This is a genomic window from Kitasatospora sp. NPDC030952 (assembly GCF_055571335.1).
Genome location: NZ_JBVIFM010000001.1, coordinates 163919 through 188894, shown reverse-complemented (window position 1 = coordinate 188894; position 24976 = coordinate 163919). Strand labels below are relative to the sequence as shown.

The following is a 24976-nucleotide window of genomic DNA, read 5'->3' as shown; positions in this document are numbered from 1 at the left end:
TGGCGAACAGCATGAAGATCAAGAAGGGTGACCTGGTTCAGGTCATCACCGGCAAGGACCGCGGCAAGCAGGGCAAGGTCATCCAGGCCATGCCCGCCGAGAACAAGGTCCTGGTCGAGGGTGTGAACCGGGTCAAGAAGCACACCAAGCCGGGCCCGGGCACTCAGGGTGGCATCGTCACCGTCGAGGCCCCGGTGCACGTCTCCAACGTCCAGCTGGTCGTGGAGAAGGACGGCAAGAAGGTCGTCACCCGCGTTGGCTACCGCTTCGATGACGAGGGCAACAAGATCCGCGTTGCCAAGCGAACCGGTGAGGACATCTGATGTCTGAGACGTCTGTTGAGAAGGTGACCCCCCGTCTCAAGGAGCGTTACAACTCCGAGATCAAGGGTCAGCTGCAGGAGCAGTTCTCGTACGAGAACGTCATGCTGACGCCCGGCCTGGTCAAGGTCGTCGTCAACATGGGTGTCGGCGAGGCCGCTCGTGACAGCAAGCTGATCGAGGGCGCGATCCGCGACCTGACCGCGATCACCGGTCAGAAGCCGGCCGTGACCAAGGCTCGCAAGTCCATCGCGCAGTTCAAGCTGCGCGAGGGCCAGCCGATCGGCACCCACGTCACCCTCCGTGGTGACCGCATGTGGGAGTTCCTGGACCGTCTGGTGTCGCTGGCCCTGCCGCGTATCCGTGACTTCCGTGGCCTCTCCCCGAAGCAGTTCGACGGCCGTGGCAACTACACCTTCGGTCTGACCGAGCAGGTTATGTTCCACGAGATCGACCAGGACAAGGTCGACCGTCAGCGCGGTATGGACATCACCGTCGTGACCACCGCTCAGACCGACGACGAGGGCCGGGCGCTCCTGCGCGCTCTGGGCTTCCCGTTCAAGGAGGCGTGAGCCAATGGCGAAGAAGTCCCTCATCGCGAAGTCCGAGCGCAAGCCGAAGTTCGGCGTCCGGGCCTACACCCGGTGCCAGCGCTGCGGCCGTCCGCACTCGGTGTACCGCAAGTTCGGCCTGTGCCGTGTCTGCCTCCGTGAGATGGCGCACCGCGGCGAGCTGCCGGGCGTGACCAAGAGCTCCTGGTAGTCCTCTCTCCGTAGAGGGCCAGAGCTTTTAGGTACCGCCAGCGAAGCAGAGGTGCCCGATCCCACACCGGCCCGTTTTGGGCCTGCCGTACGGATTCCCGTAAGGTAGTGGGGTCGGGCCCCCCGCCACGGCATTCCCATGGATGTCCGTGGTCCTCTTCCGAGAGGGCTCGCACCCAGTCTTACTACGTCGTAGGTCCCCTGCGCTTGTGCCCCTGACGAACTCGGAAGAGTCCGGCAGGGGGACCTGGTGCGGAGAAACCATGGCGAGAGAGGCCTGAGGCCATCATGACCATGACCGACCCCATCGCAGACATGCTCACGCGTCTGCGTAACGCGAACTCGGCGTACCACGACACCGTGGCGATGCCGGCCAGCAAGATCAAGGCGCACGTCGCCCAGATCCTGCAGCAGGAGGGGTACATCTCCTCCTACAAGGTTGAGGAGCCCACTGAGGGCGAGGTCGGCAAGAAGCTGACCATCGAGCTCAAGTTCGGCCCCAACCGTGAGCGCTCCATCGCCGGCATCAAGCGCATCAGCAAGCCGGGTCTGCGCGTTTACGCAAAGTCCACCAACCTGCCGAAGGTGCTCGGCGGCCTGGGCGTGGCGATCATCTCCACGTCCTCGGGTCTCCTCACCGACAAGCAGGCTGCCAAGAAGGGCGTAGGCGGAGAAGTTCTCGCCTACGTCTGGTAATTCGGGAAACGGAGGTACAGCAATGTCGCGCATTGGACGGCTGCCCATCCCGGTTCCCGCCGGCGTGGACGTCACCATCGATGGCCAGGCGGTCTCGGTGAAGGGCCCGAAGGGCTCCCTCACCCACGTTGTCGCCGCGCCGATCGAGATCGGCAAGGGCGAGGACGGCACGCTGCTCGTCACCCGCCCCAACGACGAGCGTCTGTCGAAGGCCCTGCACGGCCTTTCCCGCACGCTGGTGGCGAACATGATCACCGGCGTGACCGCGGGCTACCGCAAGTCGCTGGAGATCAGCGGTGTCGGCTACCGAGTTCTGGCGAAGGGCTCCGACATGGAGTTCCAGCTGGGCTACAGCCACCCGATTCTGGTCGAGGCCCCCGAGGGCATCACCTTCGTCGTCGAGTCGGCCACCAAGTTCCACGTGGACGGCATCGACAAGCAGAAGGTCGGCGAGGTCGCCGCGAAGATCCGCAAGCTGCGCAAGCCCGACCCGTACAAGGCCAAGGGTGTCAAGTACGCGGGCGAGGTCATCCGCCGCAAGGTCGGAAAGAGTGGTAAGTAAGCGATGAGCGTCTCTGTCAAGATCGGCAAGGGCAACGCCTACAAGAGCGCCGCTCGCAAGCGCCGCGCGATCCGCGTTCGCAAGCGCGTCGTCGGCACCGAGGTGCGTCCGCGCCTCGTTGTGACGCGCTCGAACCGTCACATGGTCGCCCAGGTCATCGACGACGCCAAGGGTCACACCCTGGCGTCGGCGTCCACCCTCGACGTGTCCATCAAGGGCGCCGAGGGCGACAAGACCGAGCTGGCCAAGAAGGTCGGGAGCCTGGTCGCCGAGCGCGCCAAGGCCGCCGGCATCGAGGCGGTCGTGTTCGACCGCGCGGGCAACCGGTACGCCGGCCGCATCGCCGCCCTGGCGGACGCGGCCCGTGAGGCCGGGCTCGACTTCTAAGCCGCTCGTCGACTCTGTCGACGGACGTAAACGAGAGAGGTAAATCCAATGGCTGGACCCCAGCGCCGCGGTAGCGGCGCCGGTGGCGGCACCGGTGGCGAGCGGCGCGACCGTAAGCGTGACGACCGGGGCAACGCCCCCGCCGTCGAGAAGACCGCTTACGTCGAGCGCGTCGTCGCGATCAACCGTGTCGCCAAGGTTGTCAAGGGTGGTCGTCGCTTCAGCTTCACCGCGCTGGTCGTGGTGGGCGATGGTGACGGCACCGTGGGTGTCGGTTACGGGAAGGCGAAGGAGGTTCCGGCCGCCATCGCGAAGGGTGTCGAGGAGGCCAAGAAGAACTTCTTCAAGGTCCCCCGTATCCAGGGCACCATCCCGCACCCGATCCAGGGTGAGAAGGCCGCCGGCGTCGTGCTGCTGAAGCCCGCCGCCCCCGGTACCGGTGTTATCGCCGGTGGTCCGGTGCGCGCCGTCCTGGAGTGCGCCGGCATCCACGACATCCTGTCGAAGTCGCTCGGCTCGGACAACGCGATCAACATCGTGCACGCCACGGTGGCCGCTCTGAAGGGCCTCGTGCGCCCCGAGGAGATCGCCGCCCGTCGTGGTCTGCCGCTGGAGGACGTGGCCCCCGCCGCTCTGCTGCGGGCGCGTGCTGCTGGGGTGAGCGCCTGATGGCTCGCCTGAAGATCACGCAGACCAAGTCGTACATCGGCAGCAAGCAGAACCACCGTGACACCCTGCGTTCGCTTGGTCTCAAGCGCATGCACGATGTGGTGGTCAAGGAGGACCGTCCCGAGATCCGCGGGATGGCCCACACGGTCCGTCACCTGGTGACGGTTGAGGAGGTGGACTGATCATGGGCGAGAACCCGATCAAGATCCACAACCTGCGGCCCGCCCCGGGTGCCAAGACCGACAAGATCCGTGTGGGTCGTGGTGAGGGCTCCAAGGGTAAGACCGCCGGTCGTGGTACCAAGGGCACCAAGGCCCGCTACCAGGTTCCGCAGCGCTTCGAGGGTGGCCAGATGCCGCTCCACATGCGCCTGCCGAAGCTGAAGGGCTTCAAGAACCCGTTCAAGATCACGTTCCAGGTCGTCAACCTCGACAAGCTGGCCGAGCTCTACCCGCAGGGTGGCGAGGTCACGATCGAGGACCTGGTCGCCAAGGGCGCGGTTCGCAAGAACTCCCTCGTCAAGGTGCTCGGCACCGGCGAGGTCTCGGTTGCGCTGCAGGTGACGGTCGACGCCGTCTCCGGCTCGGCCGCCGAGAAGATCAAGGCCGCCGGCGGTACGGTCACCGAGCTCGTCTGAGCCCGCTGAACCCGCCGACCATCGGCTTCGAGCCCCGCACCTCCTCCGGGAGGTGCGGGGCTCGTGCTTTTACCGCGACTTTCACCCGGAGCCGAAATCCGGCGGTACCGGCGCTCGTTCTTTTGTGTGGCAAAACCGGGCATCCCGTACCCCCGTGAGTGGGGGAGGGACGGTACGCGCTTCTTTCGAGTGGCCGCGCACTGTTAGAGTCCGTGGAGTTCCCTTGTAGGCTGCGCGTAGGCTCGCCTGTGCCGTCTGTACGGGAGCCCGTACCGCAAACTCCCCATTCAGGACCGACCCTCCCGCCGACGACGCGCGGGAGGCGCAGGAGGCACCGTGCTCAGTGCGTTCGCGCGGGCGTTCCAGACGCCCGACCTGCGCAAGAAGCTGCTGTTCACGCTGGGCATCATGGTGCTGTTCCGCCTGGGCTCGCACATTCCGATCCCGGGCGTGAGCTTCACGGCCGTGAACGAGTGCGTGAAGGAGACCAAGAACAACGGCCTCTTCGGGCTCGTCAACCTGTTCAGCGGTGGCGCACTACTCCAGTTGACGATCTTCGCGCTCGGCATCATGCCGTACATCACGGCGAGCATCATCCTCCAGCTCCTCACCGTCGTGATCCCGCGACTGGAGGCGCTGAAGAAGGAGGGCCAGGCCGGGCAGGCGAAGATCACCCAGTACACCCGCTACCTGACCATCGCGCTCGCCGTGCTCCAGGGCACCGGCATCGTCGCGACGGCCTCCAGCGGTGCGCTGTTCTCGGGCTGCGTGTACGCCAACCAGATCGTTCCGGACACCTCGGTGTTCCGGATCGCGGTCATGGTCATCACGATGACGGCCGGCACCACGGTCATCATGTGGCTCGGTGAGCTGATCACCGACCGCGGCATCGGCAACGGCATGTCGCTGCTGATCTTCACCTCGATCGCCGCGCAGTTCCCGTCCTCGATGTGGGCCATCAAGCAGTCCGGCACCATCGGCGGCGGCTGGGTCGAGTTCCTCTCCGTGGTGGCCGTCGGCGTCATCGTTGTGATGCTGGTCATCTTCGTCGAGCAGGCCCAGCGCCGGATCCCGGTCCAGTACGCGAAGCGCATGATCGGCCGCCGGGCGTTCGGCGGCACTTCGACCTACATCCCGCTCAAGGTGAACCAGGCCGGTGTCATCCCGGTCATCTTCGCCTCGTCGCTGCTGTACATCCCGGCCCTGGTGGTCCAGCTGACCAACAGCCAGTCCGGCTGGGCGGTCTGGATCAAGCAGAACTTCGTCAAGGGTGACCACCCGATCTACATGGCCACCTACTTCCTGCTGATCGTGTTCTTCGCCTTCTTCTACGTCGCCATCTCCTTCAACCCCGAAGAAGTTGCCGACAATATGAAGAAGTATGGTGGCTTCATCCCGGGCATCCGGGCCGGCCGACCGACGGCCGAGTACCTGAACTACGTGCTGACCCGAATCACGTGGCCGGGTTCGCTCTACCTGGGCCTGATCGCGTTGATCCCGATGATCGCCCTGGTCGCCTTCGGACAGCAGACCAACTTCCCGTTCGGCGGCACCAGCGTGCTCATCGTCGTCGGCGTCGGACTCGAAACTGTGAAGCAGATCGAGAGCCAGCTCCAGCAGCGCAATTACGAAGGGTTCCTCCGCTGATGCGTATCGTCCTCGTTGGTCCTCCCGGGGCCGGGAAGGGTACTCAGGCGCACTTGCTCGCCAAGACCCTGTCCATCCCCCACATCTCCACCGGCGACCTGTTCCGCGCCAACATCGGTCAGGGCACCCCGCTGGGGCTCGAGGCCAAGAGCTACATGGACGCGGGTCGCCTGGTGCCGGATGAGGTCACCATCGGGATGGCCAAGGACCGCATGCTGCAGGCCGACGCGGCCAACGGCTTCCTGCTCGACGGCTTCCCCCGCAACCTGGGGCAGGCCAAGGCGCTCGACGAGTTCCTCGCCGAGCAGGGCATCGAGCTGGACGGCGTGCTGGACCTGGAGGTCCCCGAGGACGAGGTCGTTCGCCGGATCGCCGGCCGCCGCCTGTGCCGCAACGACGGGGGCCACGTGTTCCACGTGGACTACAACCCGCCGAAGGTCGACGGCGTCTGCGACGAGTGCGGCGGCGAGCTGTACCAGCGCTCGGACGACACCGAGGAGAAGGTGCGCACGCGCCTGGAGGTCTACCACACGGAGACCGAGCCGATCATCGACTACTACGTCCAGCAGGGCCTGGTGGCGACCATCTCGGCCCTCGGCAAGGTGGACGAGGTCACCCAGCGCGCGATCGAGGCGCTGAAGCAGAACGGCTGAGTTCGCTCGGCGAGGTACGCGTGGAACGGCCGGGTCGCCCGTGGAGCGGGCGGCCCGGCCGTTTTCGACGTCGTACGGTGGTAGGCAGTGGTAATCCGGACTTGGAAGGCGTGACCTGATGGTGGAGATCAAGACCCCCGAGCAGATCGCGAAGATGCGGGCGGCCGGGCTGGTCGTCGCCGAGGCGCTCAAGGCCTGCCGCGAGGCGGTCGCTCCCGGGGTGACCACCCAGGAGCTCAACGACATCGCCGACAAGGTCATCACCGACCACGGCGCCACCTCGAACTTCCGCGCCCACCACGGCGGGCTGTGGTTCCCGGGCGTCATCTGCGCCTCGGTGAACAACGAGGTCGTGCACGGCATCCCCGGCGAGCGGGTGCTGCAGGAGGGCGACATCATCTCGATCGACTGCGGCGCCATCCTGGACGGCTGGCACGGCGACTCGGCGATCACCGTCGCGGTCGGCGAGGTCCGCCCCGAGGTCGAGATGCTCAGCCGGGTGACCGAGGGCTCGATGTGGGCCGGCATCGCCCAGATGAAGAAGAACAACCGCCTGGTGGACGTCTCCAAGGCGATCGAGGGCTTCATCCGCCGCCAGCCGCTGCCGCCCAAGGGCAAGTGGGGCATCACGGAGGGCTACGGCGGCCACGGCATCGGCACCGCGATGCACATGGAGCCGCACGTGCTGAACTACGTCGAGCGCGGCCGCGGCAAGGGCCCGAAGCTCGTCCCCGGCACCGTGCTGGCGATCGAGCCGATGGTCTCGCTGGGCACCCCGCACACCGCGGTGCTGGACGACGAGTGGACGGTCGTCACCAACGACGGCACCTGGGCCTCGCACTGGGAGCACTCGGTGGCCGTCACCGAGCAGGGCCCGCTGGTGCTGACCGCCTTCGACGGCGGCAAGGCCGAGCTCGCCAAGCTGGGCATCACCGCGGCTCCGGACCCGCTGGCGTAGGGATCGTCAGACACGCCCTGGTCGCCGCGGTGGCCGACCGCCGCCCCTGGCAAGGGATCAGAGCCCTGGAGGTTTGGACCTCCAGGGCTTTTGTCCTATTTTTAACGGCTGGCAGTGGCAGTCGGCTTACGAGCGAGCAGGAGAGAGTACGTGCTCAAGGGATTCCGCGACTTCATGATGCGCGGCAACGTCATCGACATGGCGGTCGGTGTGGTCATCGGTGCCGCGTTCACCGCGGTGGTGACCGGCTTCGTCTCCGCCTTCCTCACCCCGCTGGTGGGCGTGGTGGTCGGTGCGGCCGGCGACTTCAGCTCGTACAAGGCGGAGATAGGCGGGGTGAAGTTCCCGTACGGCCAGTTCCTGAACGTGCTGATCGCCTTCTTCATGACCGCCGCGGTGCTCTACTTCTGCGTCGTGCTGCCGATCACCAAGGCCACCGAGCGGTACCTGCCGAAGAAGCCGAAGGCCCCCAAGCGCCCCTGCCCCGAGTGCCTGACCGAGATCCCGGAGGCCGCCCGCCGCTGCTCGGCCTGCACCGCCCACGTCGAGCCGCTGACCGTCTACACCGGGGTCTGACGCGACCGGTGTGACGGTGGACTCCTTCCGGTACCCCCGTTTTGGACCGTGGGACGCGCTGGCGTAGGATGGACCGTCGGCTCACTCGTAGCGTGCTTCAGCGCGCCCTCTTCCCTCCGGGGACGGGGTGAACCCAGGTTCGCACGAGCGTTCCGCATACGGTAGCCGGTCCCGGAAGGTGGATCTCGCAGTTCATGGCTAAGAAGCAAGGCGCCATTGAGATCGAGGGCACCGTGATCGAGTCTCTTCCGAACGCGATGTTCAAGGTCGAGCTGCAGAACGGTCACAAGGTCCTCGCGCACATCAGTGGCAAGATGCGCATGCACTACATCCGCATCCTGCCGGACGACCGAGTGGTCGTGGAGCTCAGCCCCTACGACCTCACGCGCGGCCGGATCGTCTACCGCTACAAGTAAGAACGTCAGATCTAGACCCGGAGAACCTGAAACATGAAGGTCAAGCCGAGCGTCAAGAAGATCTGCGACAAGTGCAAGGTGATCCGCCGTCACGGCCGGGTCATGGTGATCTGCGACAACCTGCGCCACAAGCAGCGCCAGGGCTGATCTCCCTCCCGCATTTCTCGTAGTACTTCGCGCGACGCGAAAACGTCATACGCGGGTCACCCGATCCGTCCCGGAAGGGACGGACTGCCGCCCCCGGTCAGAGGCCGGGGCTCCCTCACCGTGAGGTGTCGGAGTAGGTGGCTCGTCAGACCTCTGAAGAACCACAGGAGCCTTGAATGGCACGCCTCGCCGGCGTTGATCTCCCCCGTGAGAAGCGGATCGAGATCGCCCTTACGTACGTGTACGGCATCGGCCGTACCCGCGCCCAGCAGACCCTCGCCGAGACCGGCGTCAACCCGGATGTCCGCGTTCGCGACATCACCGAGGACGACCTGGTCAAGCTGAGCCAGTACATCGACGCCAACTACACGGTCGAGGGTGACCTCCGCCGTGAGGTGGCCGCCGACATCCGCCGCAAGGTCGAGATCGGCTGCTACGAGGGTCTGCGTCACCGCCGTGGCCTGCCGGTCCGCGGCCAGCGCACCCACACCAACGCGCGTACCCGCAAGGGCCCGCGTCGCGCGATCGCCGGTAAGAAGAAGCCGGGCAAGAAGTAGTCCGTCCCGTAACCGGACATCCCTCCGGCCCGCGGGTCAGCGGACCGACCACCTCAGTAGGAGAACAGACTTATGCCCCCCAAGGGTCGTCAGGCTGCCGGCGCGAAGAAGATCCGCCGCAAGGAAAAGAAGAACGTCGCTCACGGCCACGCGCACATCAAGAGCACGTTCAACAACACCATCGTTTCGATCACCGACCCCGCGGGCAACGTGATCTCCTGGGCCTCCGCCGGCCACGTCGGCTTCAAGGGCTCGCGCAAGTCCACCCCGTTCGCCGCGCAGATGGCCGCCGAGGCCGCTGCCCGTCGCGCGCAGGAGCACGGCATGCGCAAGGTCGACGTCTTCGTGAAGGGTCCGGGCTCCGGCCGCGAGACCGCGATCCGTTCGCTCCAGGCCACCGGCCTGGAGGTCGGCTCGATCCAGGACGTCACCCCCACCCCGCACAACGGCTGCCGTCCGCCGAAGCGCCGCCGCGTCTGACGCAGCGCCTTCGGGCTCGCAGTCTGCTTTAAACCTCGTACGGGGTCCCACGTAGTGAGTCGTCACTGCCTGCGGGACCCCGTACGCTTGGCATGAGGCCATCGCCTCATGGCCGTCCGTTCGGCGTCAAATAGTGGGCGCCGAAGACTGGAGGATCGAAACCCCATGCTTATCGCTCAGCGTCCCTCGCTGACCGAAGAGGTCGTCGACGAGTTCCGCTCCCGGTTCGTGATCGAGCCGCTGGAGCCGGGCTTCGGCTACACCCTCGGCAACTCCCTGCGCCGCACGCTCCTGTCGTCGATCCCGGGTGCCGCTGTCACCAGCATCCGCATCGACGGCGTCCTGCACGAGTTCACCACCGTGCCGGGCGTCAAGGAGGACGTGACCGACCTCATCCTCAACATCAAGCAGCTGGTCGTCTCCTCGGAGCACGACGAGCCGGTCGTGATGTACCTGCGCAAGCAGGGCCCGGGCGTCGTGACCGCCGCCGATATCGCCCCGCCGGCGGGTGTCGAGGTGCACAACCCCGAGCTGGTCCTCGCCACCCTGAACGGCAAGGGCAAGCTGGAGATGGAGCTGACCGTCGAGCGCGGTCGCGGCTACGTCTCCGCCGTCCAGAACAAGGCCTCCGGCCAGGAGATCGGCCGCATCCCGGTCGACTCGATCTACAGCCCCGTGCTGAAGGTCACCTACAAGGTCGAGGCCACCCGTGTCGAGCAGCGGACCGACTTCGACAAGCTGATCGTCGACGTCGAGACCAAGCCCGCCATGCGTCCGCGCGACGCCATGGCCTCGGCCGGCAAGACCCTGGTGGAGCTGTTCGGTCTCGCCCGCGAGCTGAACATCGACGCCGAGGGCATCGACATGGGCCCGTCCCCGACGGACGCCGCCCTGGCCGCCGACCTGGCGCTGCCGATCGAGGAGCTGGAGCTCACGGTCCGCTCCTACAACTGCCTCAAGCGCGAGGGCATCCACACCGTGGGTGAGCTCGTCGCCCGCTCCGAGGCCGACCTGCTCGACATCCGCAACTTCGGTGCGAAGTCGATCGACGAGGTCAAGGCGAAGCTGGCCGGCATGGGCCTGGCCCTCAAGGACAGCCCGCCCGGGTTCGACCCGACCGCCGCCGCCGACGCCTTCGGCGCCGACGACCTGGACGACGCGGGTTACGCGGAGACCGAGCAGTACTAAGAGATTTGGCCGCGGGGGCGGTTCTTCCGAGGACCGTCCCCGTCGTCATGAAAGCCGTGCGGGCACAGTGCCCGTACGCCCGCTGCGGTACCTGGTACGGCCGCAGTCGGAGATCCAAGGAGTAATTCCATGCCGCGTCCCACCAAGGGTGCCCGCCTCGGCGGCGGCCCGCACCACGAGCCGCTGCTGCTCGCCGGTCTGTGCCGGGAGCTGTTCCAGTACGGCCGCATCACCACGACCGAGGCCAAGGCCCGTCGGATGCGCCCGCTGGCGGAGAAGCTCATCACCAAGGCGAAGAAGGGCGACATCCACAACCGTCGCCTGGTGCGCAAGACCATCACGGACATCGCCGTGCTGCACACCCTCTTCACCGAGATCGCGCCGCGCTACGAGAACCGCCCGGGTGGTTACACCCGTATCACCAAGATCGGTCCCCGTCGTGGCGACAACGCCCCGATGGCCGTGATCGAGCTGGTCGAGGCGCTGACCGTCGCGCAGACCGCCGTCGGCGAGGCCGAGGCCGCCACCAAGCGTGCCGTCAAGGAGGCCGACGCCAAGGTCGAGGCCCCCGAGGCCGCCGAGGCCGAGGCCGCCGAGCAGGCCTGACACCGCTAGGTGTGTTGCGGGCCCGCTTCCCCAGCGATGGGGGAGCGGGCCCGTTTTCTCGTCCCGGGAGAGGAACAGCAGTGGTCAACGATTGTGCCGAGCAGCCGCCGGTGAAGGACGGCCCGGCCGACGGGCACGTCCGGGTCCGGCTCGACCTCGCCTACCAGGGCGCCGAGTTCTCCGGCTGGGCCCGCCAGAAGGGCGGCCGCCGGACGGTCCAGGAGGAGATCGAGAGCGCGCTGCAGGTCGTCACCCGCAGCCAGGAGCTCTTCCCGCTGACCGTGGCCGGCCGCACCGACGCCGGCGTCCACGCCCGCGGCCAGGTCGCCCACGTCGACCTGCCGGCCGAGCTGTGGGAGGCGCACCGGGAGAAGCTGCTCCGCCGGCTGGCCGGGCGGCTGCCCGGGGACGTCCGGATCTACCGGGTCGGCGAGGCGCCGGCCGGGTTCGACGCCCGCTTCTCGGCGATCTGGCGCCGGTACGCGTACCGGGTCGCCGACCACCCCGGCGGGGTCGACCCGCTGCTGCGCGGACACGTGCTCTGGCACGACCGGCCGCTGGACGTGGACCGGATGAACGAGGCCGCGAAGCTGCTGCTCGGCGAGCACGACTTCGCCGCGTACTGCAAGAAGCGCGAGGGCGCCACCACCATCCGCACCCTGCTGGAGCTGCACTGGGACCGCGTCCCGGTGGACACCTACGCGAGCCAGGAGGGCACCCTGGCGGTGGCCACCGTCCGGGCCGACGCCTTCTGCCACAACATGGTCCGGGCGCTGGTCGGCGCGATGCTGCTGGTCGGCGACGGGCACCGGCCGGTGGAGTTCCCCGGCGAGGTGCTGGCCGGCGGGGTCCGCAACTCGGCCGTCAACGTGATCCGCCCCTACGGGCTCACCCTGGAGGAGGTCGGCTACCCGCCGGACGACCAGCTCGCCGAGCGGAACCGGCAGGCCAGGCGGATGCGCACGCTGCCCGGGCAGCCCGCCGCCTCGTAATCCGTTTTGGCCCGGGGCGTCCGCTTGGGACAATCGCTCCCATGGGACACGTCGAGATTTCGCACCTGGAGTACTACCTGCCGGACGGGCGGGTGCTGTTCGACGACGCGTCCTTCCGGGTCGGTGAGGGCGCCGCGGTGGCCCTGGTGGGCGCCAACGGGGCCGGCAAGACCACCCTGCTGCGCATGATCGCGGGGGACATCCAGCCGCACGGCGGCACGGTGACGATCAGCGGCGGGCTCGGCGTGATGCGGCAGTTCGTCGGCACCACCGGCCGCGAGGACCAGAGCGCCACCCCGGGCGCCCTGCCCGCCGACGCGTCGGTGCGCGACCTGCTGGTCTCGGTCGCCCCGGAGCGGATCGCCAAGGCCGCCCGCGCGGTGGACGCCGCCGAGCTGGCGATGATCGCCCAGGACGACGAGAAGACGCAGATGGCCTACGCCCAGGCGCTCTCCGACTGGGCGGACGTCGGAGGCTACGACTACGAGACCGACTGGGACGTCTGCACCATGGCGGCCCTCGGGATGCCCTTCGACAAGGCCCAGTGGCGCGGTCTGAACACCCTCTCCGGCGGCGAGCAGAAGCGGCTGGTGCTGGAGGCGCTGCTGCGCGGCCCCGACGAGGTGCTGCTGCTCGACGAGCCGGACAACTACCTGGACGTCCCCGCCAAGCGCTGGCTGGAGGAGGCCATCAAGGCCACCTCGAAGACCGTCCTGTTCATCTCGCACGACCGCGAGCTGCTCTCCCGTACCGCGGACAAGATCATCAGTGTCGAGTCCGGCGGCGCCGGCAGCAGCGTCTGGGTGCACGGCGGCGGCTTCGACACCTTCCACGAGGCCCGCAAGGCCCGCTTCGAGCGCTTCGAGGAGCTGCGCCGCCGCTGGGACGAGGAGCACGCCAAGCTCAAGAAGCTGGTGGTCAACCTGCGTCAGGCCGCCGCCGTCAGCCACGAGATGGCCTCCCGCTACGCGGCCGCCCAGACCCGGCTGAAGAAGTTCGAGGACGCCGGCCCGCCGGAGGCGCCGCCGCGCGAGCAGAGCATCTCCATGCGGCTCAAGGGCGGGCGCACCGGGGTGCGGGCCTTCACCATGGAGCGGCTGGAGCTCACCGGCCTGATGCAGCCCTTCGACCTGGAGGTCTTCTACGGCGAGCGGGTCGCGGTGCTGGGCGCCAACGGGGCCGGCAAGTCGCACCTGCTGCGGCTGCTCGCGGGCGACGGCAGCGTGGCCCACACCGGCGACTGGAAGCTCGGCGCCCGGGTCGTGCCCGGCCACTTCCGGCAGACCCACGCCCACCCGGAGCTGTTCGGACGTACCGTCCGCTCGATCATCGAGGAGGAGCACGCGCTCAGTCGCGGCGCCGCGATGGGCGCGCTGCGCCGGTACGAGCTGGACCGTCAGGAGGAGCAGAAGTTCGAGTCGCTGTCCGGCGGGCAGCAGGCCCGGCTGATGATCCTCAAGCTCGAACTCTCCGGCGTGACGGCCCTGTTGCTCGACGAGCCGACCGACAACCTGGACCTGGAGAGCGCCGAGGCGCTGCAGTCCGGGCTGGAGGCCTTCGACGGCACGGTGCTGTGCGTGACCCACGACCGCTGGTTCGCCAAGACCTTCGACCGCTTCCTGGTGTTCGGGGCGGACGGCCGGGTCTTCGAATCGGCCGAACCGGTCTGGGACGTCACCCGGGTCGAGCGCGAACGCTGAGTGACGGCGGGGTGGGCGCCAGGGGTTTTTTGACCCCTTCCCGCCCGCCCGGTAACCTGGACGCTTGATGTGCGTATTGGCTCGCTCTATCTCACGTGAGAGGTCGGTACGCCGGAGACATCAGGTCGACGACCAGCGGTCCCCCTTGAATTGCGTCCAAGGGTGGCCAGGCTGCTCATCCGTCCGGGTGCTCCTGTCAGGACTCACTCACTGAAAAGCGAAGGCTACGACCGTGCGTACGTACAGCCCCAAGCCCGGCGACGTCCAGCGTCAGTGGCACGTCATCGACGCGACCGACGTCGTGCTCGGCCGCCTGGCCTCCCAGGCCGCCAACCTCCTCCGGGGCAAGCACAAGGCGATCTACGCGCCGCACGTTGACACTGGTGACTTCGTCATCATCATCAACGCCGACAAGGTGCACCTGTCCGGTAACAAGAAGACCCAGAAGCTGGCCTACCGCCACTCGGGCTTCCCGGGCGGTCTGCGCTCGGTGCGCTACGACGACCTGCTGGCGAACAACCCCGAGAAGGCCGTCGAGAAGGCCATCAAGGGCATGATCCCCAAGAACAGCCTGGGCCGCCAGATGCTCTCCAAGCTGAAGGTCTACTCGGGCGACCAGCACCCCCACGCTGCCCAGCAGCCGGTGCCGTTCGAGATCACCCAGGTCGCGCAGTAATTCGGCCACCAAGCCCCCCAACACTGAAAAGAGCTGAGGATCATCGTGGCCGAGACCACTGAAACCCTTGAGGTCGACTTCGACGAGGCCGTTGAGGCCGTCGAGGGCGAGTACACCTCCGAGGAGAGCTACACCTCCGAGTCCCTGGCCGGCCGCTTCGGCGAGGCCACCCCGGGCGCCGGCCTCGGCCGTCGCAAGGAGGCGATCGCCCGCGTGCGCATCGTCCCCGGCACCGGCCAGTGGAAGATCAACGGTCGCACCCTCGAGGGTTACTTCCCGAACAAGGTGCACCAGCAGACCGTGAACGAGCCCTTCAAGCTCCTCGAGCTGGACGGCCGTTACGACGTCGTCGCCCGCATCAGCGGTGGCGGCGTCTCCGGCCAGGCCTACGCGCTGCGCCTCGGCGTCGCCCGTGCCCTGAACGAGGCCGACGTGGACAACAACCGCGCCGCCCTCAAGAAGGCCGGCTTCCTGATGCGTGACGCCCGCGCCGTCGAGCGCAAGAAGGCCGGTCTGAAGAAGGCCCGCAAGGCGCCGCAGTACAGCAAGCGCTAATCGCGTCCCCGGGGGTGCGGCCCGCCCTGGCGGTGCACCCCCTGGTTGCGCAAACCGTCGCCCCGGAGTACCTCGTGTACTCCGGGGCGACGTGTTCCCCGGCTAACGTGCGGCGGCCGGGATCATCGGTGGGTTCCGAGCATGGTGATGGAGGACGGGACAGTGGGACGACTCTTCGGTACGGACGGCGTACGCGGTGTGGCCAACGAGGGCCTGACGGCGGAGCTGGCGCTCGGCCTGTCGGTCGCGGCGTCCCACGTGCTCGGCGAGGCCGGCGCCTTCGAGGGGCACCGGCCGGTGGCGGTCGTCGGCCGTGACCCCCGTGCCTCGGGCGAGTTCCTGGAGGCCGCGGTCATCGCGGGCCTGGCGAGCTCCGGCGTCGACGTGCTCCGGGTCGGTGTCCTCCCCACCCCCGCCGTGGCGTACCTCACCGGCGCGCTCGGCGCCGACTTCGGCGTGATGCTGTCCGCCAGCCACAACGCCATGCCGGACAACGGCATCAAGTTCCTCGCCCGCGGCGGCCACAAGCTGGACGACCGGATCGAGGACGCGATCGAGTCCCACTACCGCAAGCACACCGTCGCCGGCGAGGACTGGAACCGCCCGACCGGCGCGGCCGTCGGCCGGGTCCGCGAGTACACCGAGGGCTTCGACAAGTACGTCGCCCACCTGATCGGCGTGCTGCCCAACCGCCTGGACGGGATCAAGGTCGTCATCGACGGCGCCCACGGCGCGGCCGCGTACGTCGCCCCCGAGGCCTTCGCCCGGGCCGGCGCCGAGGTCGTCCACACCCTGGGTGCCGAGCCCACCGGCCTCAACATCAACGACGGCGTCGGCTCCACCCACCTGGACCGGCTGCGCGACGCGATGAAGGAGTACCGGGCCGACCTCGGCATCGCCCTGGACGGCGACGCCGACCGCTGCCTGGCCGCCGACGCCCAGGGCAACGAGGTGGACGGCGACCAGATCATCGCCATCCTCGCCGTCGCCATGAAGGAGGCCGGCACCCTGCGCCGCAACACCGCGGTCGCCACCGTGATGTCCAACCTCGGCTTCAAGCTGGCGATGGAGCGCGAGGGCATCGACCTGGTGGAGACCGCCGTCGGCGACCGCTACGTGCTGGAGGCGATGAAGGAGCACGGCTTCGCGCTCGGCGGCGAGCAGTCCGGCCACGTCATCCTGCTGGACCACGCCACCACCGGCGACGGCACCCTGACCGGCCTGATGCTGGGCGCCCGACTGGCCGCCACCAAGCAGCCGCTGGCCGACCTGGCCGCCGTGATGACCCGTCTGCCGCAGGTGCTGATCAACGTCAAGGGCGTCGACAAGAGCCGGGTGAGGACCAGCACCGAGCTGGCCGCCGCCGTCACCGAGGCCGAGACCGCGCTGGGCGCCACCGGCCGGGTGCTGCTGCGCCCCTCCGGCACCGAGCCGCTGGTCCGGGTCATGGTCGAGGCCGCCGACCCGACGCAGGCCGAGGCGGTCGCGCAGCGGCTGGCCGAGGCGGTGCGCACCCACCTGGGCTGAGGCCCCGTACGGCGAAGGGCCCCCGCCCGGTGCGGGGGCCCTTCGTGGTGTGTCCTTCGTGGCGTGTCCTTCGCCGTGTGTCCTTCGCCCGGTCAGAGCTTTCGCAGCAGTGCCCGGCGGACCTTGTGGTCCGGGCCCTTCTGCAGGACCAGGGTGGCCCGGCCGCGGGTGGGCAGCACGTTCTCCAGCAGGTTGGGCTTGTTGATGGTGCGCCAGACCTGCCGGCCGTACTCCATCGCCTCCTCCTCCGGCACCTCGGTGAAGCGGCGGAAGTACGAGTTCGGGTCCTGGAAGGCCGTCTGCCGCAGCTTGCGGAAGCGGTCCAGGTACCAGTGCTCGATGTCGTCGGTGCGGGCGTCGACGTAGATCGAGAAGTCGAAGTAGTCGGCCACCGCGAGGCGGGTGCGGCCGTCGGTGCCGGGCAGGGCCGGCTGGAGCACGTTCAGCCCCTCGACGATCAGGATGTCCGGGCGCTCCACCGTCAGCCGCACGTCCGGCACGATGTCGTACACCAGGTGGGAGTACACCGGCGCGGTGACCCGGTCCTTGCCCGCCTTCACGTCCGCCACGAAGCGCATCAGCGCCCGGCGGTCGTACGACTCCGGGAAGCCCTTGCGGGCCATCAGGCCCCGGCGGCGCAGCTCGGCGTTGGGCAGCAGGAAGCCGTCGGTGGTGACCAGCTCGACCCGGGGGTGCTCGGGCCAGCGGGCCAGCAGGGCCTGGAGCAGGCGGGCGGTGGTGGACTTGCCGACGGCCACCGAGCCGGCCACGCCGATGATGAACGGCGTGCGGGTGCGCTCGGTGTCCGGGGTGTCCAGGAAGGTGCCCAGCGCGCCGCGCAGGTCGTGCGTGGCGTGGATGTACAGGTTCAGCAGTCGGGACAGGGGCAGGTAGACGTCACGCACCTCGTCGAGGTCGAGGGCCGTGCCGAGGCCGCGCAGCTGCTCCACCTCCTCGGCGGTCAGCGGCAGTGGCGTACGCTCGCGCAGCGCACTCCACTCGGCCCGGCTGAGGTCCACATAGGGGGACGGGGACGAGCCGGGCGAGGCAGCTCCCCGCGTACAGAGTTCGGTCAGCACGTGCTCCATTGTGAGCCGTAGCGCCGTTCACCGTGGTTGTGGTGTCGGTCACGCAGCGTTCGCGCGGGGCGGGAAAAGGGCCACAGAACGGCCCTTATGCTGGCACGCATGTGCGGAATTGTTGGATACGTGGGCGCGCAGTCCGCCCTCGACGTAGTAATCGCGGGCCTGCAGCGACTGGAGTACCGGGGCTATGACTCGGCCGGTGTCGCGGTGCAGGCGCAGGACTCCCAGGGGCAGTGGAGTCTCGTCACGGACAAGCGGGCCGGCAAGCTCGCCAACCTGGAGAAGTCGCTCGCCGAGTCCCCTCTGCCCGGCGGCACCACCGGCATCGGCCACACCCGCTGGGCCACCCACGGCGGCCCGACGGACGCCAACGCCCACCCCCACCTGGACGACGACGGCCGGGTGGCCGTCGTCCACAACGGCATCATCGAGAACTTCGCCCAGCTGCGCGCCGAGATCGCCGAGCGCGGCCACACCCTCCGGTCCGAGACCGACACCGAGGTCGTCGCCCACCTGCTCGGCGAGGCGTACCAGGGTGACCTGGCCGAGGCCATGCGGGTGGTCTGCGGCCGGCTGGACGGCGCCTTCACCCTGGTAGCCGTCCACGCGGACGCGCCGGACGTGGTGGTCGGCGCCCGCCGCAACTCGCCGCTCGTGGTGGGCCGCGGCGAGGGCGAGAACTTCCTCGCCTCGGACGTCGCCGCGTTCATCGCGCACACCCGCGAGGCGATCGAGCTGGGCCAGGACCAGGTCGTCGAGCTGCGCCGGGAGGGCGTGACCGTCACCAACTTCGACGGCACCCCGGCCGACGTGCGCGAGTACCACGTCGACTGGGACGCCTCCGCCGCCGAGAAGGGCGGCTACGACTACTTCATGCTCAAGGAGATCGCGGAGCAGCCGAAGGCCGTCGCCGACACCCTCCTCGGCCGGATCGGCACCGACGGCCGGCTGACCCTCGACGAGCTGCGCATCTCCGACGCGGACCTGCGCTCGGTGGACAAGGTCGTCATCGTCGCCTGTGGCACCGCGTTCCACGCGGGCATGATCGCCAAGTACGCGATCGAGCACTGGACCCGCATCCCCTGCGAGGTCGAGGTCGCCTCGGAGTTCCGCTACCGCGACCCGATCATGGGCCCCGGCACGCTGGTCATCGCCATCTCGCAGTCCGGCGAGACCATGGACACCCTGATGGCGCTGCGGCACGCCCGCGAGCAGGGCGCCAAGGTGCTGGCGATCTGCAACACCAACGGCTCGACCATCCCGCGCGAGTCGGACGCGGTGCTGTACACCCACGCCGGGCCGGAGGTCGCCGTCGCGTCCACCAAGGCGTTCCTCACCCAGCTGGTCGCCTGCTACCTGGTCGCCCTCTACCTGGGCCAGGTGCGCGGCACCAAGTGGGGCGACGAGATCTTCACCATCATCCGCGAGCTCGGCGACGCGCCGAAGCAGGTCGAGCAGGTGCTGGAGACCATGGAGCCGGTGCGCGAGCTGGCCCGCTCGCTGGCCGACGCCCGCTCGGTGCTGTTCCTCGGCCGCCACGTCGGCTTCCCGGTGGCCCTGGAGGGCGCGCTCAAGCTCAAGGAGCTCGCCTACATGCACGCCGAGGGCTTCGCGGCGGGCGAGCTCAAGCACGGCCCGATCGCGCTGATCGAGGAGGGGCTGCCGGTCGTGGTGGTCGTGCCCTCGCCGCGCGGGCGGTCGATCCTGCACGACAAGATCGTCTCCAACATCCAGGAGATCCGGGCCCGCGGCGCCCGCACCATCGTGATCGCGGAGGAGGGCGACGAGGCCGTCGTGCCGTACGCGGACCACCTGATCCGCATCCCGGTCACCCCGACCCTGCTCCAGCCGCTGGTCTCCACCGTCCCGCTCCAGGTCTTCGCCTGCGAGCTGGCCACGGCCAAGGGCCACGAGGTCGACCAGCCGCGCAACCTGGCGAAGTCGGTCACCGTCGAGTAGTCCCGCGCTCGTCGGCAACGGCGCCCCCGCGGTGGCTGCGTCCTACCGCGGGGGCGCCGTGTCGTGCGTGGACGGGAACGGCGCGGGCAGGTCGATCGACGTGCCGGACCCGACCCGGGTGCGGGTGGTGCGGTCCCCGCCCTCGGACTCGGAAGTGTGCCGCGGGCCCGGCTCCCTCGGGGCGGGGAAGCGGGCTAGCGTCGGCGGTAGCCGACTGCTGAAGGAGTTCTCCCCATGCGTCATGCACACCCTGTGGAAACCGTCCGGGCCGCCGAGGCCGAGCTGATGGCGCGGCTGCCGGAGGGCACGCTGATGCAGCGGGCGGCCGCCGGGCTGGCGGCGACCTGTGCGCGGTTGCTGGGCCGGCGTCGGGGGCGGGTGTACGGCAGCCGGGTGACGGTGCTGGCGGGCAGCGGGGACAACGGGGGTGACGCGCTGTACGCCGGGGCGGCGTTGGCCCGGCGCGGGGCGCGGGTGACGGCGGTGCTGCTCGCGCCGGAGAAGGCGCACCAGGGCGGGCTGGCCGCGTTGCGGGCGGCCGGCGGGCGGGTGACGGCGGAGCAGGAAGTCGGCCTGGCCGACTTCTCGCGCGCGGACCTGGTGCTGGACGGCATCGTCGGCATCGGCGGTCGGGGCGGGCTGCGCCCCGAGGCCGTGCCGTACGCCCGGGCCGGGCGCCGCGGGGTGGTGGTGGCGGTGGACCTGCCCAGCGGGGTGGAGGCGGACAGCGGCGAAGTGCCCGGCGAGGCGCTGCGCGCGGACGTCACGGTCTGCTTCGGCACGTACAAGCCCGGGCTGCTGATCGACCCGGGGGCCTCCTACGCGGGCGCCGTGCAGCTGGTGGACATCGGGCTGGAGCCGCCGCGGCCGGAGGTGACGGCCCTGCAGCACGCGGACGTGGCGGCGCTGCTGCCGCTGCCGGGCGCGGAGAGCGACAAGTACCGGCGGGGCGTGGTCGGGGTGGCGGCCGGTTCGGCCACCTACCCGGGGGCGGCGCTGCTGGCGGTCGCCGGGGCGCTGCGGGGCGGTGCGGGCGCCGTCCGGTACGTCGGCACGGCGGCCGAGGAGGTGGTGCGGCGCTTCCCCGAGGCGCTGGTCACCGAGGGCGGCCCGGCCGGGGCCGGCCGGGTGCAGGCCTGGGTGGTCGGCCCGGGCGGTGGCGAGGGGGCGCGGCAGGCGCTGGCCGAGGCGCTGGCGAGCGACGTCCCGGTGCTGGTGGACGCGGACGGGCTGACCGAGCTGGGCCGGCTCGGCCCGGAGGCGCTGGCCGGCCGGACCGCGCCCACCCTGCTCACCCCGCACACCGGCGAGGCCGCCCGGCTGCTGGCCGGCGCCGAGGGCACCGCCCCGCCCGCCGCCGACGGGCTGGCCGCCGCCCGGCTGGCCACCGCCCGCCGGCTGGCCGCCGCCTACCGGGCCACGGTGCTGCTGAAGGGCTCCACCACCGTGGTCGCCGACCCGGGCGGAGCCGTCCGGGTGAACCCCACCGGCACCTCCTGGCTCGCCACCGCGGGCAGCGGGGACGTGCTGGCCGGGCTGGCCGGTTCGCTGCTGGCGGCCGGCCTGTCCCCGCTGGACGCCGCCTCGGTGGCCGCCTACCTGCACGGCCTGGCGGGCCGGGAGGCGGCCGGCGACCCGGGCGCGCCGGTGACGGCGCTCGCGGTGGCCGGGGCGCTGCCGGCGGTCTGGCGGGCGGTGCGGGAGCCGTAGCCGGCACCGGCCGACGGCCCGGCCGCGCCGCCCCGGGGCGGAACCGAAACGTCCGTTCACGGCGTCCTCAGCTGGGCGGACGGGCCGTTCGCCGCAGGTCGGCGGGGTGCGGGAGGCCGCGGCACCGACCGTCGCGCCGATGGGCCGTTCGGCGAGGACTCCGGGACGTCTGGGAGACTGACCCTGATGACAACTGCGAACACGACCGGCACGGCCACCCTCACCGACGGCGTACGGGCCGAGGCGACCATCGATCTCGCCGCCCTGCGCGGCAACCTCGCGTCCCTGCGGGAGCGCGTCGGGAGCGCGGCGGTGATGCTCGCGGTCAAGGCGGACGCCTATGGCCACGGCGCGGTCGAGTGCGCCCGCGAGGCGGTCGCGAACGGGGTCGGCTGGCTGGGCTGCGCGACGCCGGACGAGGCGTTGGCGCTGCGGGCCGCGGGCATCCGCCCCGAGCAGGCCCGCATCCTGTGCTGGCTGTGGACGCCCGGCGGCCCGTGGCGCGAGGCGCTGCGCGCGGACCTGGACATCTCGATCAGCGGCCGGTGGGCGCTGGACGAGCTGCTGACGGCCGTTCGGGAGACCGGCATCCCGGCGCGCGTGCACCTGAAGGCCGACACCGGCCTCGGCCGCAACGGCTGCCAGCCGCACGACTGGCCGCAGCTGGTGGCCGAGGTGCGGCGCGCCGAGGCGGAGGGGCTACTGCGGGCGGTCGGCGTCTGGTCGCACTTCGCCGCCGCCGACGAGCCCGGCCACCCGTCGATCCAGGCCCAGTTGGACTCCTACCGCGCCGCGCTGGCGCACGCCGAGGCCGCCGGGCTGCGGCCCGAGGTGCGGCACCTCGCGAACTCCCCGGCCACCCTGCTGCTGCCGGAGGCGCACTTCGACCTGGTCCGCACCGGCCTGGCCGCGTACGGGCTGTCGCCGGTGCCCGAGGTGGGGTCGCCGGCCGACTTCGGGCTGCGCCCGGTGATGTCGCTGTCGGCCCGGCTGGCGCTGGTCAAGCACGTCCCCGGCGGGCACGGGGTCAGCTACGGCCACCACTACGTGACGCCCGGTCCGACCACCCTGGGCCTGGTCCCGGTCGGCTACGGCGACGGCGTCCCGCGCCACGCCAGCGGCACCGGCCCGGTGCAGATCGGCGGCAAGTGGCGCACGGTCGCCGGCCGGGTGGCGATGGACCAGTTCGTGGTGGACCTGGGCGGCGACACCCCCGAGGCCGGCGACGAGGTGCTGCTGTTCGGCCCCGGCGAGCGCGGCGAGCCCACCGCCGAGGACTGGGCCCGCGCCTGCGGCACCATCTCGTACGAGATCATCACCCGGATCGGCGCCCGGGTGCCCCGCCGCTACCTGGGCGGCAGCCACGACGGGGGCCGCGCGGCATGACCGACACGCCGGCCGACAGCAACCCGGTCGCGGCGGTGGCCAAGGTCGCCGACGTGGCCACCGGGGTGAGCCGGGCCGGCGTGATCGGGATCTCGGTCGGCGTGCTGGCGGCCGGCGCGGCCGCGGGCGTCGCGATCGAGCGGCTGACGGTCGGACGGGCGATGCGCCGCCGGGCCCGGGCCGAGCTGGAGGCGACCGCCCCGTACGGCTCGCTGCGCGGGCGCCCGCTGACGGTGGCCGCGCCGGACGGCACCAGGCTGTACGTCGAGCTGGACGGCCCCGGCTGGGACGAGCCGGACGGCGACCGTGACGGGGACCGCCCCGAGCCGGAGGGACGCGCCGGTGCCGAAAGGGAGGAGCGAGGAGGCCTGAGGAACGAGGGCATCGGAGCGACGACCGTCGGCACCGGGTCAGAGCCTTCTGGAGGCGAGCGGGCGAGTACCAGCCCCGAGCCGCTGACCGTGGTGTTCAGCCACGGCTACTGCCTCAACCAGGACAGCTGGCACTTCCAGCGGGCGGCGCTGCGCGAGGGCATGCGGCTGGTCTTCTGGGACCAGCGCAGCCACGGCCGCTCCGAGCGCTCCCGCTCGTTCCTGGCGGGCGAGCCGGCCGGCATCGACCAGCTGGGCGGCGACCTCAAGGCGGTGATCGACGCCGTCGCACCGACCGGGCCGCTGGTGCTGGTGGGCCATTCGATGGGCGGCATGACGGTGATGGCGCTGGCCGACCAGCACCCGGAGCTGTTCCGGGAGCGGGTCGCCGGGGTCGCGCTGGTCGGCACCCTGGCCGGGGACTGGAACGATGTGAGCCTCGGTCTGCCGAGGGCCGGGGCCAAGCTGTTCAAGAAGGTCGCGCCGGGCGTGGTGAAGCTGCTCGGCCGTCAGGTCGAGTTGGTGGAGGCGAGCCGGCGGATCGGCTCGGACGTCGCCGCCGTGTTCTACCGGCGGTTCTCCTTCGGGGGCCGGGACGTCGACCCCGGTGTGGTGCGGTTCGCCGAACAGCTGCTGGACGCCACCCAGATCGACGTGGTCGCCGAGTTCTACCCGGTGTTCGGCGCGCACGAGAAGTACGAGGCGCTGGCCGCCCTGCGCGGCCTGCCGGCCCTGGTGCTGGCCGGGACGAAGGACCTGCTGACGCCGTCGGCGCACAGCGAGACGATGGCGGAGCGGCTGCCGGGCGCCGAGCTGGTCCTGGTCGAGGGGGCGGGGCACCTGGTGCTGCTGGAGCGCCCGGAGCTGGTCGACCACGAGCTGGCGCTGTTGCTGCGCCGGGCCGCGGACTTCGCCGGGGCGGCGCCGCTGCCGCCGGCCGTCCTGGAGCTCGCCGCCGAGCCGGGCGAGCCGACCGAGCCGGCTGAACCCGCAGAGCCGGCCGAGTCCGCCGAGCGGTCCGGGGCGTCCGGGGCGTCCGGGGAAGCGGCCGTCGACCCGGCCTGACCCCCGTCGAGCCGGACCGCGCGCCACGACGGGGGGCGGGGATGTGGCACGGTAGCGGTGGCGGCCGGTGGTCGGTGCGCCGCTACGGACCGAAGGGCAAGACACGCGCATGGGCTCGCACGCCACTCTGACCGTCCCCACTCCGGAGCGGATGGGCCGGCTCGGCCGGGAGCTGGCCGCGCTGCTGCGGCCGGGGGACCTGGTGCTGCTCTCCGGCGAGCTGGGGGCGGGGAAGACCACGCTGACCCGGGGCCTGGGGGAGGGGCTGCAGGTCCGCGGGGCGGTGACCTCGCCGACCTTCGTGATCGCCCGGGTGCACCCCTCGCTGGTCGGCGGCCCGGCTCTGGTGCACGTGGACGCGTACCGGCTGGGCGGTGACCTCGACGAGATGGAGGACCTCGACCTGGACGTCTCGCTGCCGGAGTCGGTGGTGGTGGTCGAGTGGGGCGAGGGCAAGGTCGAGCGGCTGTCCGAGGACCGGCTGGAGGTGCGGATCGAGCGGGCGATCGGTGACACCGCCGGTGAGGACCACGACCCGCGCCGGGTGCTGCTGACCGGCATCGGCGGGCGCTGGGCGGGCGTGGAGCTGGCCGCACTGGCCTGAGCCGTGCTCCCGCACCGGTCGATCGGGTTCCACCGTTTTGCCGACAGGCTGTCGGCAAGGTGTTGCGGGCGGGGCGCCGGGCGTGG

Annotated in this window: 30 protein-coding genes; 29 read left to right on the top strand and 1 reads right to left on the bottom strand. The window is 70.4% G+C overall.

Annotation, left to right across the window (positions count from 1 at the left end; translation table 11 throughout):
* Nucleotides 1–11: 11 nt before the first annotated feature.
* The 24 genes from rplX (at nucleotide 12) to glmM (ending at nucleotide 16710) form a co-directional block, all read left to right on the top strand.
* Nucleotides 12–323, top strand: a complete 312-nt coding sequence (gene rplX / locus ACZ47G_RS00905) for a 50S ribosomal protein L24 (protein WP_030055828.1) — start codon at nucleotides 12–14, stop codon at nucleotides 321–323.
* Nucleotides 323–892 carry a 50S ribosomal protein L5 gene (gene rplE, locus ACZ47G_RS00900; RefSeq protein ID WP_030300393.1) on the top strand — a complete coding sequence of 190 codons (570 nt, stop codon included), beginning with the start codon at nucleotides 323–325 and terminating at the stop codon, nucleotides 890–892. The genes rplX and rplE overlap by 1 nt, the downstream gene beginning before the upstream one ends.
* Nucleotides 893–896: 4 nt before the next feature.
* Nucleotides 897–1082, top strand: coding sequence for a type Z 30S ribosomal protein S14 (locus tag ACZ47G_RS00895; RefSeq protein ID WP_030055830.1), 186 nt, complete (start codon nucleotides 897–899; stop codon nucleotides 1080–1082).
* 287 nt (nucleotides 1083–1369) lie between these two features.
* Nucleotides 1370–1777, top strand: a complete 408-nt coding sequence (gene rpsH / locus ACZ47G_RS00890) for a 30S ribosomal protein S8 (RefSeq protein WP_188301635.1) — start codon at nucleotides 1370–1372, stop codon at nucleotides 1775–1777.
* Nucleotides 1778–1799: 22 nt separating this feature from the next.
* Entirely contained in the window at nucleotides 1800–2339 is a 540-nt protein-coding gene (gene rplF / locus ACZ47G_RS00885) for a 50S ribosomal protein L6 (RefSeq protein ID WP_380460884.1), read from the top strand.
* Between the two features lie 3 nt (nucleotides 2340–2342).
* Nucleotides 2343–2726, top strand: coding sequence for a 50S ribosomal protein L18 (rplR, locus tag ACZ47G_RS00880; RefSeq protein WP_030232494.1), 384 nt, complete (start codon nucleotides 2343–2345; stop codon nucleotides 2724–2726).
* 48 nt (nucleotides 2727–2774) lie between these two features.
* Entirely contained in the window at nucleotides 2775–3395 is a 621-nt protein-coding gene (gene rpsE / locus ACZ47G_RS00875; protein WP_030393306.1) for a 30S ribosomal protein S5, read from the top strand.
* On the top strand, nucleotides 3395–3577 hold the full coding sequence (rpmD, locus tag ACZ47G_RS00870) for a 50S ribosomal protein L30 (protein ID WP_030055835.1): 183 nt from the start codon (nucleotides 3395–3397) through the stop codon (nucleotides 3575–3577). The genes rpsE and rpmD overlap by 1 nt, the downstream gene beginning before the upstream one ends.
* Nucleotides 3578–3579: 2 nt before the next feature.
* Complete coding sequence (gene rplO, locus ACZ47G_RS00865; RefSeq protein WP_465739330.1) at nucleotides 3580–4032, top strand: 50S ribosomal protein L15; 453 nt, start codon at nucleotides 3580–3582, stop codon at nucleotides 4030–4032.
* 336 nt (nucleotides 4033–4368) lie between these two features.
* On the top strand, nucleotides 4369–5679 hold the full coding sequence (gene secY / locus ACZ47G_RS00860; RefSeq protein ID WP_465739329.1) for a preprotein translocase subunit SecY: 1311 nt from the start codon (nucleotides 4369–4371) through the stop codon (nucleotides 5677–5679).
* Nucleotides 5679–6332 (top strand): adenylate kinase, encoded by a 654-nt coding sequence (locus ACZ47G_RS00855; RefSeq protein ID WP_380460890.1) that lies wholly within the window; start codon nucleotides 5679–5681, stop codon nucleotides 6330–6332. Before secY ends, ACZ47G_RS00855 begins: the two co-directional genes overlap by 1 nt.
* 118 nt (nucleotides 6333–6450) lie before the next feature.
* Nucleotides 6451–7290 (top strand): type I methionyl aminopeptidase, encoded by an 840-nt coding sequence (map, locus tag ACZ47G_RS00850; RefSeq protein ID WP_380460892.1) that lies wholly within the window; start codon nucleotides 6451–6453, stop codon nucleotides 7288–7290.
* Nucleotides 7291–7440: 150 nt separating this feature from the next.
* Nucleotides 7441–7866 carry a large conductance mechanosensitive channel protein MscL gene (gene mscL, locus ACZ47G_RS00845; protein ID WP_465739328.1) on the top strand — a complete coding sequence of 142 codons (426 nt, stop codon included), beginning with the start codon at nucleotides 7441–7443 and terminating at the stop codon, nucleotides 7864–7866.
* 194 nt (nucleotides 7867–8060) lie between these two features.
* Nucleotides 8061–8282 (top strand): translation initiation factor IF-1, encoded by a 222-nt coding sequence (infA, locus tag ACZ47G_RS00840; protein WP_003956442.1) that lies wholly within the window; start codon nucleotides 8061–8063, stop codon nucleotides 8280–8282.
* A gap of 33 nt (nucleotides 8283–8315) precedes the next feature.
* Nucleotides 8316–8429, top strand: coding sequence for a 50S ribosomal protein L36 (rpmJ, locus tag ACZ47G_RS00835; RefSeq protein ID WP_003956441.1), 114 nt, complete (start codon nucleotides 8316–8318; stop codon nucleotides 8427–8429).
* 176 nt (nucleotides 8430–8605) lie between these two features.
* Nucleotides 8606–8986, top strand: coding sequence for a 30S ribosomal protein S13 (gene rpsM / locus ACZ47G_RS00830; protein ID WP_316523629.1), 381 nt, complete (start codon nucleotides 8606–8608; stop codon nucleotides 8984–8986).
* A 72-nt stretch (nucleotides 8987–9058) separates the two neighbouring features.
* Nucleotides 9059–9466, top strand: a complete 408-nt coding sequence (gene rpsK / locus ACZ47G_RS00825) for a 30S ribosomal protein S11 (RefSeq protein ID WP_030232513.1) — start codon at nucleotides 9059–9061, stop codon at nucleotides 9464–9466.
* Between the two features lie 165 nt (nucleotides 9467–9631).
* On the top strand, nucleotides 9632–10654 hold the full coding sequence (locus ACZ47G_RS00820) for a DNA-directed RNA polymerase subunit alpha (RefSeq protein ID WP_030055844.1): 1023 nt from the start codon (nucleotides 9632–9634) through the stop codon (nucleotides 10652–10654).
* A gap of 129 nt (nucleotides 10655–10783) precedes the next feature.
* The gene (gene rplQ, locus ACZ47G_RS00815) at nucleotides 10784–11260 is read left to right on the top strand and encodes a 50S ribosomal protein L17 (RefSeq protein WP_465739327.1); all 477 of its coding nucleotides are present in this window, start codon (nucleotides 10784–10786) and stop codon (nucleotides 11258–11260) included.
* An 80-nt stretch (nucleotides 11261–11340) separates the two neighbouring features.
* Nucleotides 11341–12252, top strand: coding sequence for a tRNA pseudouridine(38-40) synthase TruA (gene truA / locus ACZ47G_RS00810; RefSeq protein ID WP_465739326.1), 912 nt, complete (start codon nucleotides 11341–11343; stop codon nucleotides 12250–12252).
* A 41-nt stretch (nucleotides 12253–12293) separates the two neighbouring features.
* Nucleotides 12294–13952: an ABC-F family ATP-binding cassette domain-containing protein gene (locus tag ACZ47G_RS00805; RefSeq protein WP_465739325.1), complete on the top strand. Its 1659-nt coding sequence runs from the start codon at nucleotides 12294–12296 to the stop codon at nucleotides 13950–13952.
* Between the two features lie 232 nt (nucleotides 13953–14184).
* Nucleotides 14185–14628: a 50S ribosomal protein L13 gene (rplM, locus tag ACZ47G_RS00800; RefSeq protein ID WP_030055846.1), complete on the top strand. Its 444-nt coding sequence runs from the start codon at nucleotides 14185–14187 to the stop codon at nucleotides 14626–14628.
* A gap of 45 nt (nucleotides 14629–14673) precedes the next feature.
* Nucleotides 14674–15183, top strand: a complete 510-nt coding sequence (rpsI, locus tag ACZ47G_RS00795; protein WP_350503556.1) for a 30S ribosomal protein S9 — start codon at nucleotides 14674–14676, stop codon at nucleotides 15181–15183.
* Between the two features lie 162 nt (nucleotides 15184–15345).
* Nucleotides 15346–16710, top strand: coding sequence for a phosphoglucosamine mutase (glmM, locus tag ACZ47G_RS00790; protein ID WP_465739324.1), 1365 nt, complete (start codon nucleotides 15346–15348; stop codon nucleotides 16708–16710).
* A gap of 92 nt (nucleotides 16711–16802) precedes the next feature.
* On the opposite strand, the gene coaA is transcribed toward glmM, so the two are convergent.
* Nucleotides 16803–17798 carry a type I pantothenate kinase gene (coaA, locus tag ACZ47G_RS00785; RefSeq protein ID WP_380460904.1) on the bottom strand — a complete coding sequence of 332 codons (996 nt, stop codon included), beginning with the start codon at nucleotides 17796–17798 and terminating at the stop codon, nucleotides 16803–16805.
* A 99-nt stretch (nucleotides 17799–17897) separates the two neighbouring features.
* Here coaA and glmS point away from each other — a divergent pair, with 99 nt between their 5' ends.
* From glmS to tsaE, 5 genes are all read left to right on the top strand, one after another.
* Entirely contained in the window at nucleotides 17898–19754 is a 1857-nt protein-coding gene (gene glmS, locus ACZ47G_RS00780) for a glutamine--fructose-6-phosphate transaminase (isomerizing) (RefSeq protein WP_465739323.1), read from the top strand.
* A gap of 234 nt (nucleotides 19755–19988) precedes the next feature.
* Complete coding sequence (locus ACZ47G_RS00775; RefSeq protein ID WP_465739322.1) at nucleotides 19989–21464, top strand: NAD(P)H-hydrate dehydratase; 1476 nt, start codon at nucleotides 19989–19991, stop codon at nucleotides 21462–21464.
* A 186-nt stretch (nucleotides 21465–21650) separates the two neighbouring features.
* Complete coding sequence (gene alr, locus ACZ47G_RS00770) at nucleotides 21651–22850, top strand: alanine racemase (protein ID WP_465739321.1); 1200 nt, start codon at nucleotides 21651–21653, stop codon at nucleotides 22848–22850.
* Complete coding sequence (locus ACZ47G_RS00765; protein WP_465739319.1) at nucleotides 22847–24286, top strand: alpha/beta fold hydrolase; 1440 nt, start codon at nucleotides 22847–22849, stop codon at nucleotides 24284–24286. Before alr ends, ACZ47G_RS00765 begins: the two co-directional genes overlap by 4 nt.
* 109 nt (nucleotides 24287–24395) lie before the next feature.
* Nucleotides 24396–24890, top strand: a complete 495-nt coding sequence (gene tsaE, locus ACZ47G_RS00760) for a tRNA (adenosine(37)-N6)-threonylcarbamoyltransferase complex ATPase subunit type 1 TsaE (protein ID WP_380460914.1) — start codon at nucleotides 24396–24398, stop codon at nucleotides 24888–24890.
* Nucleotides 24891–24976 lie beyond the last annotated feature (86 nt).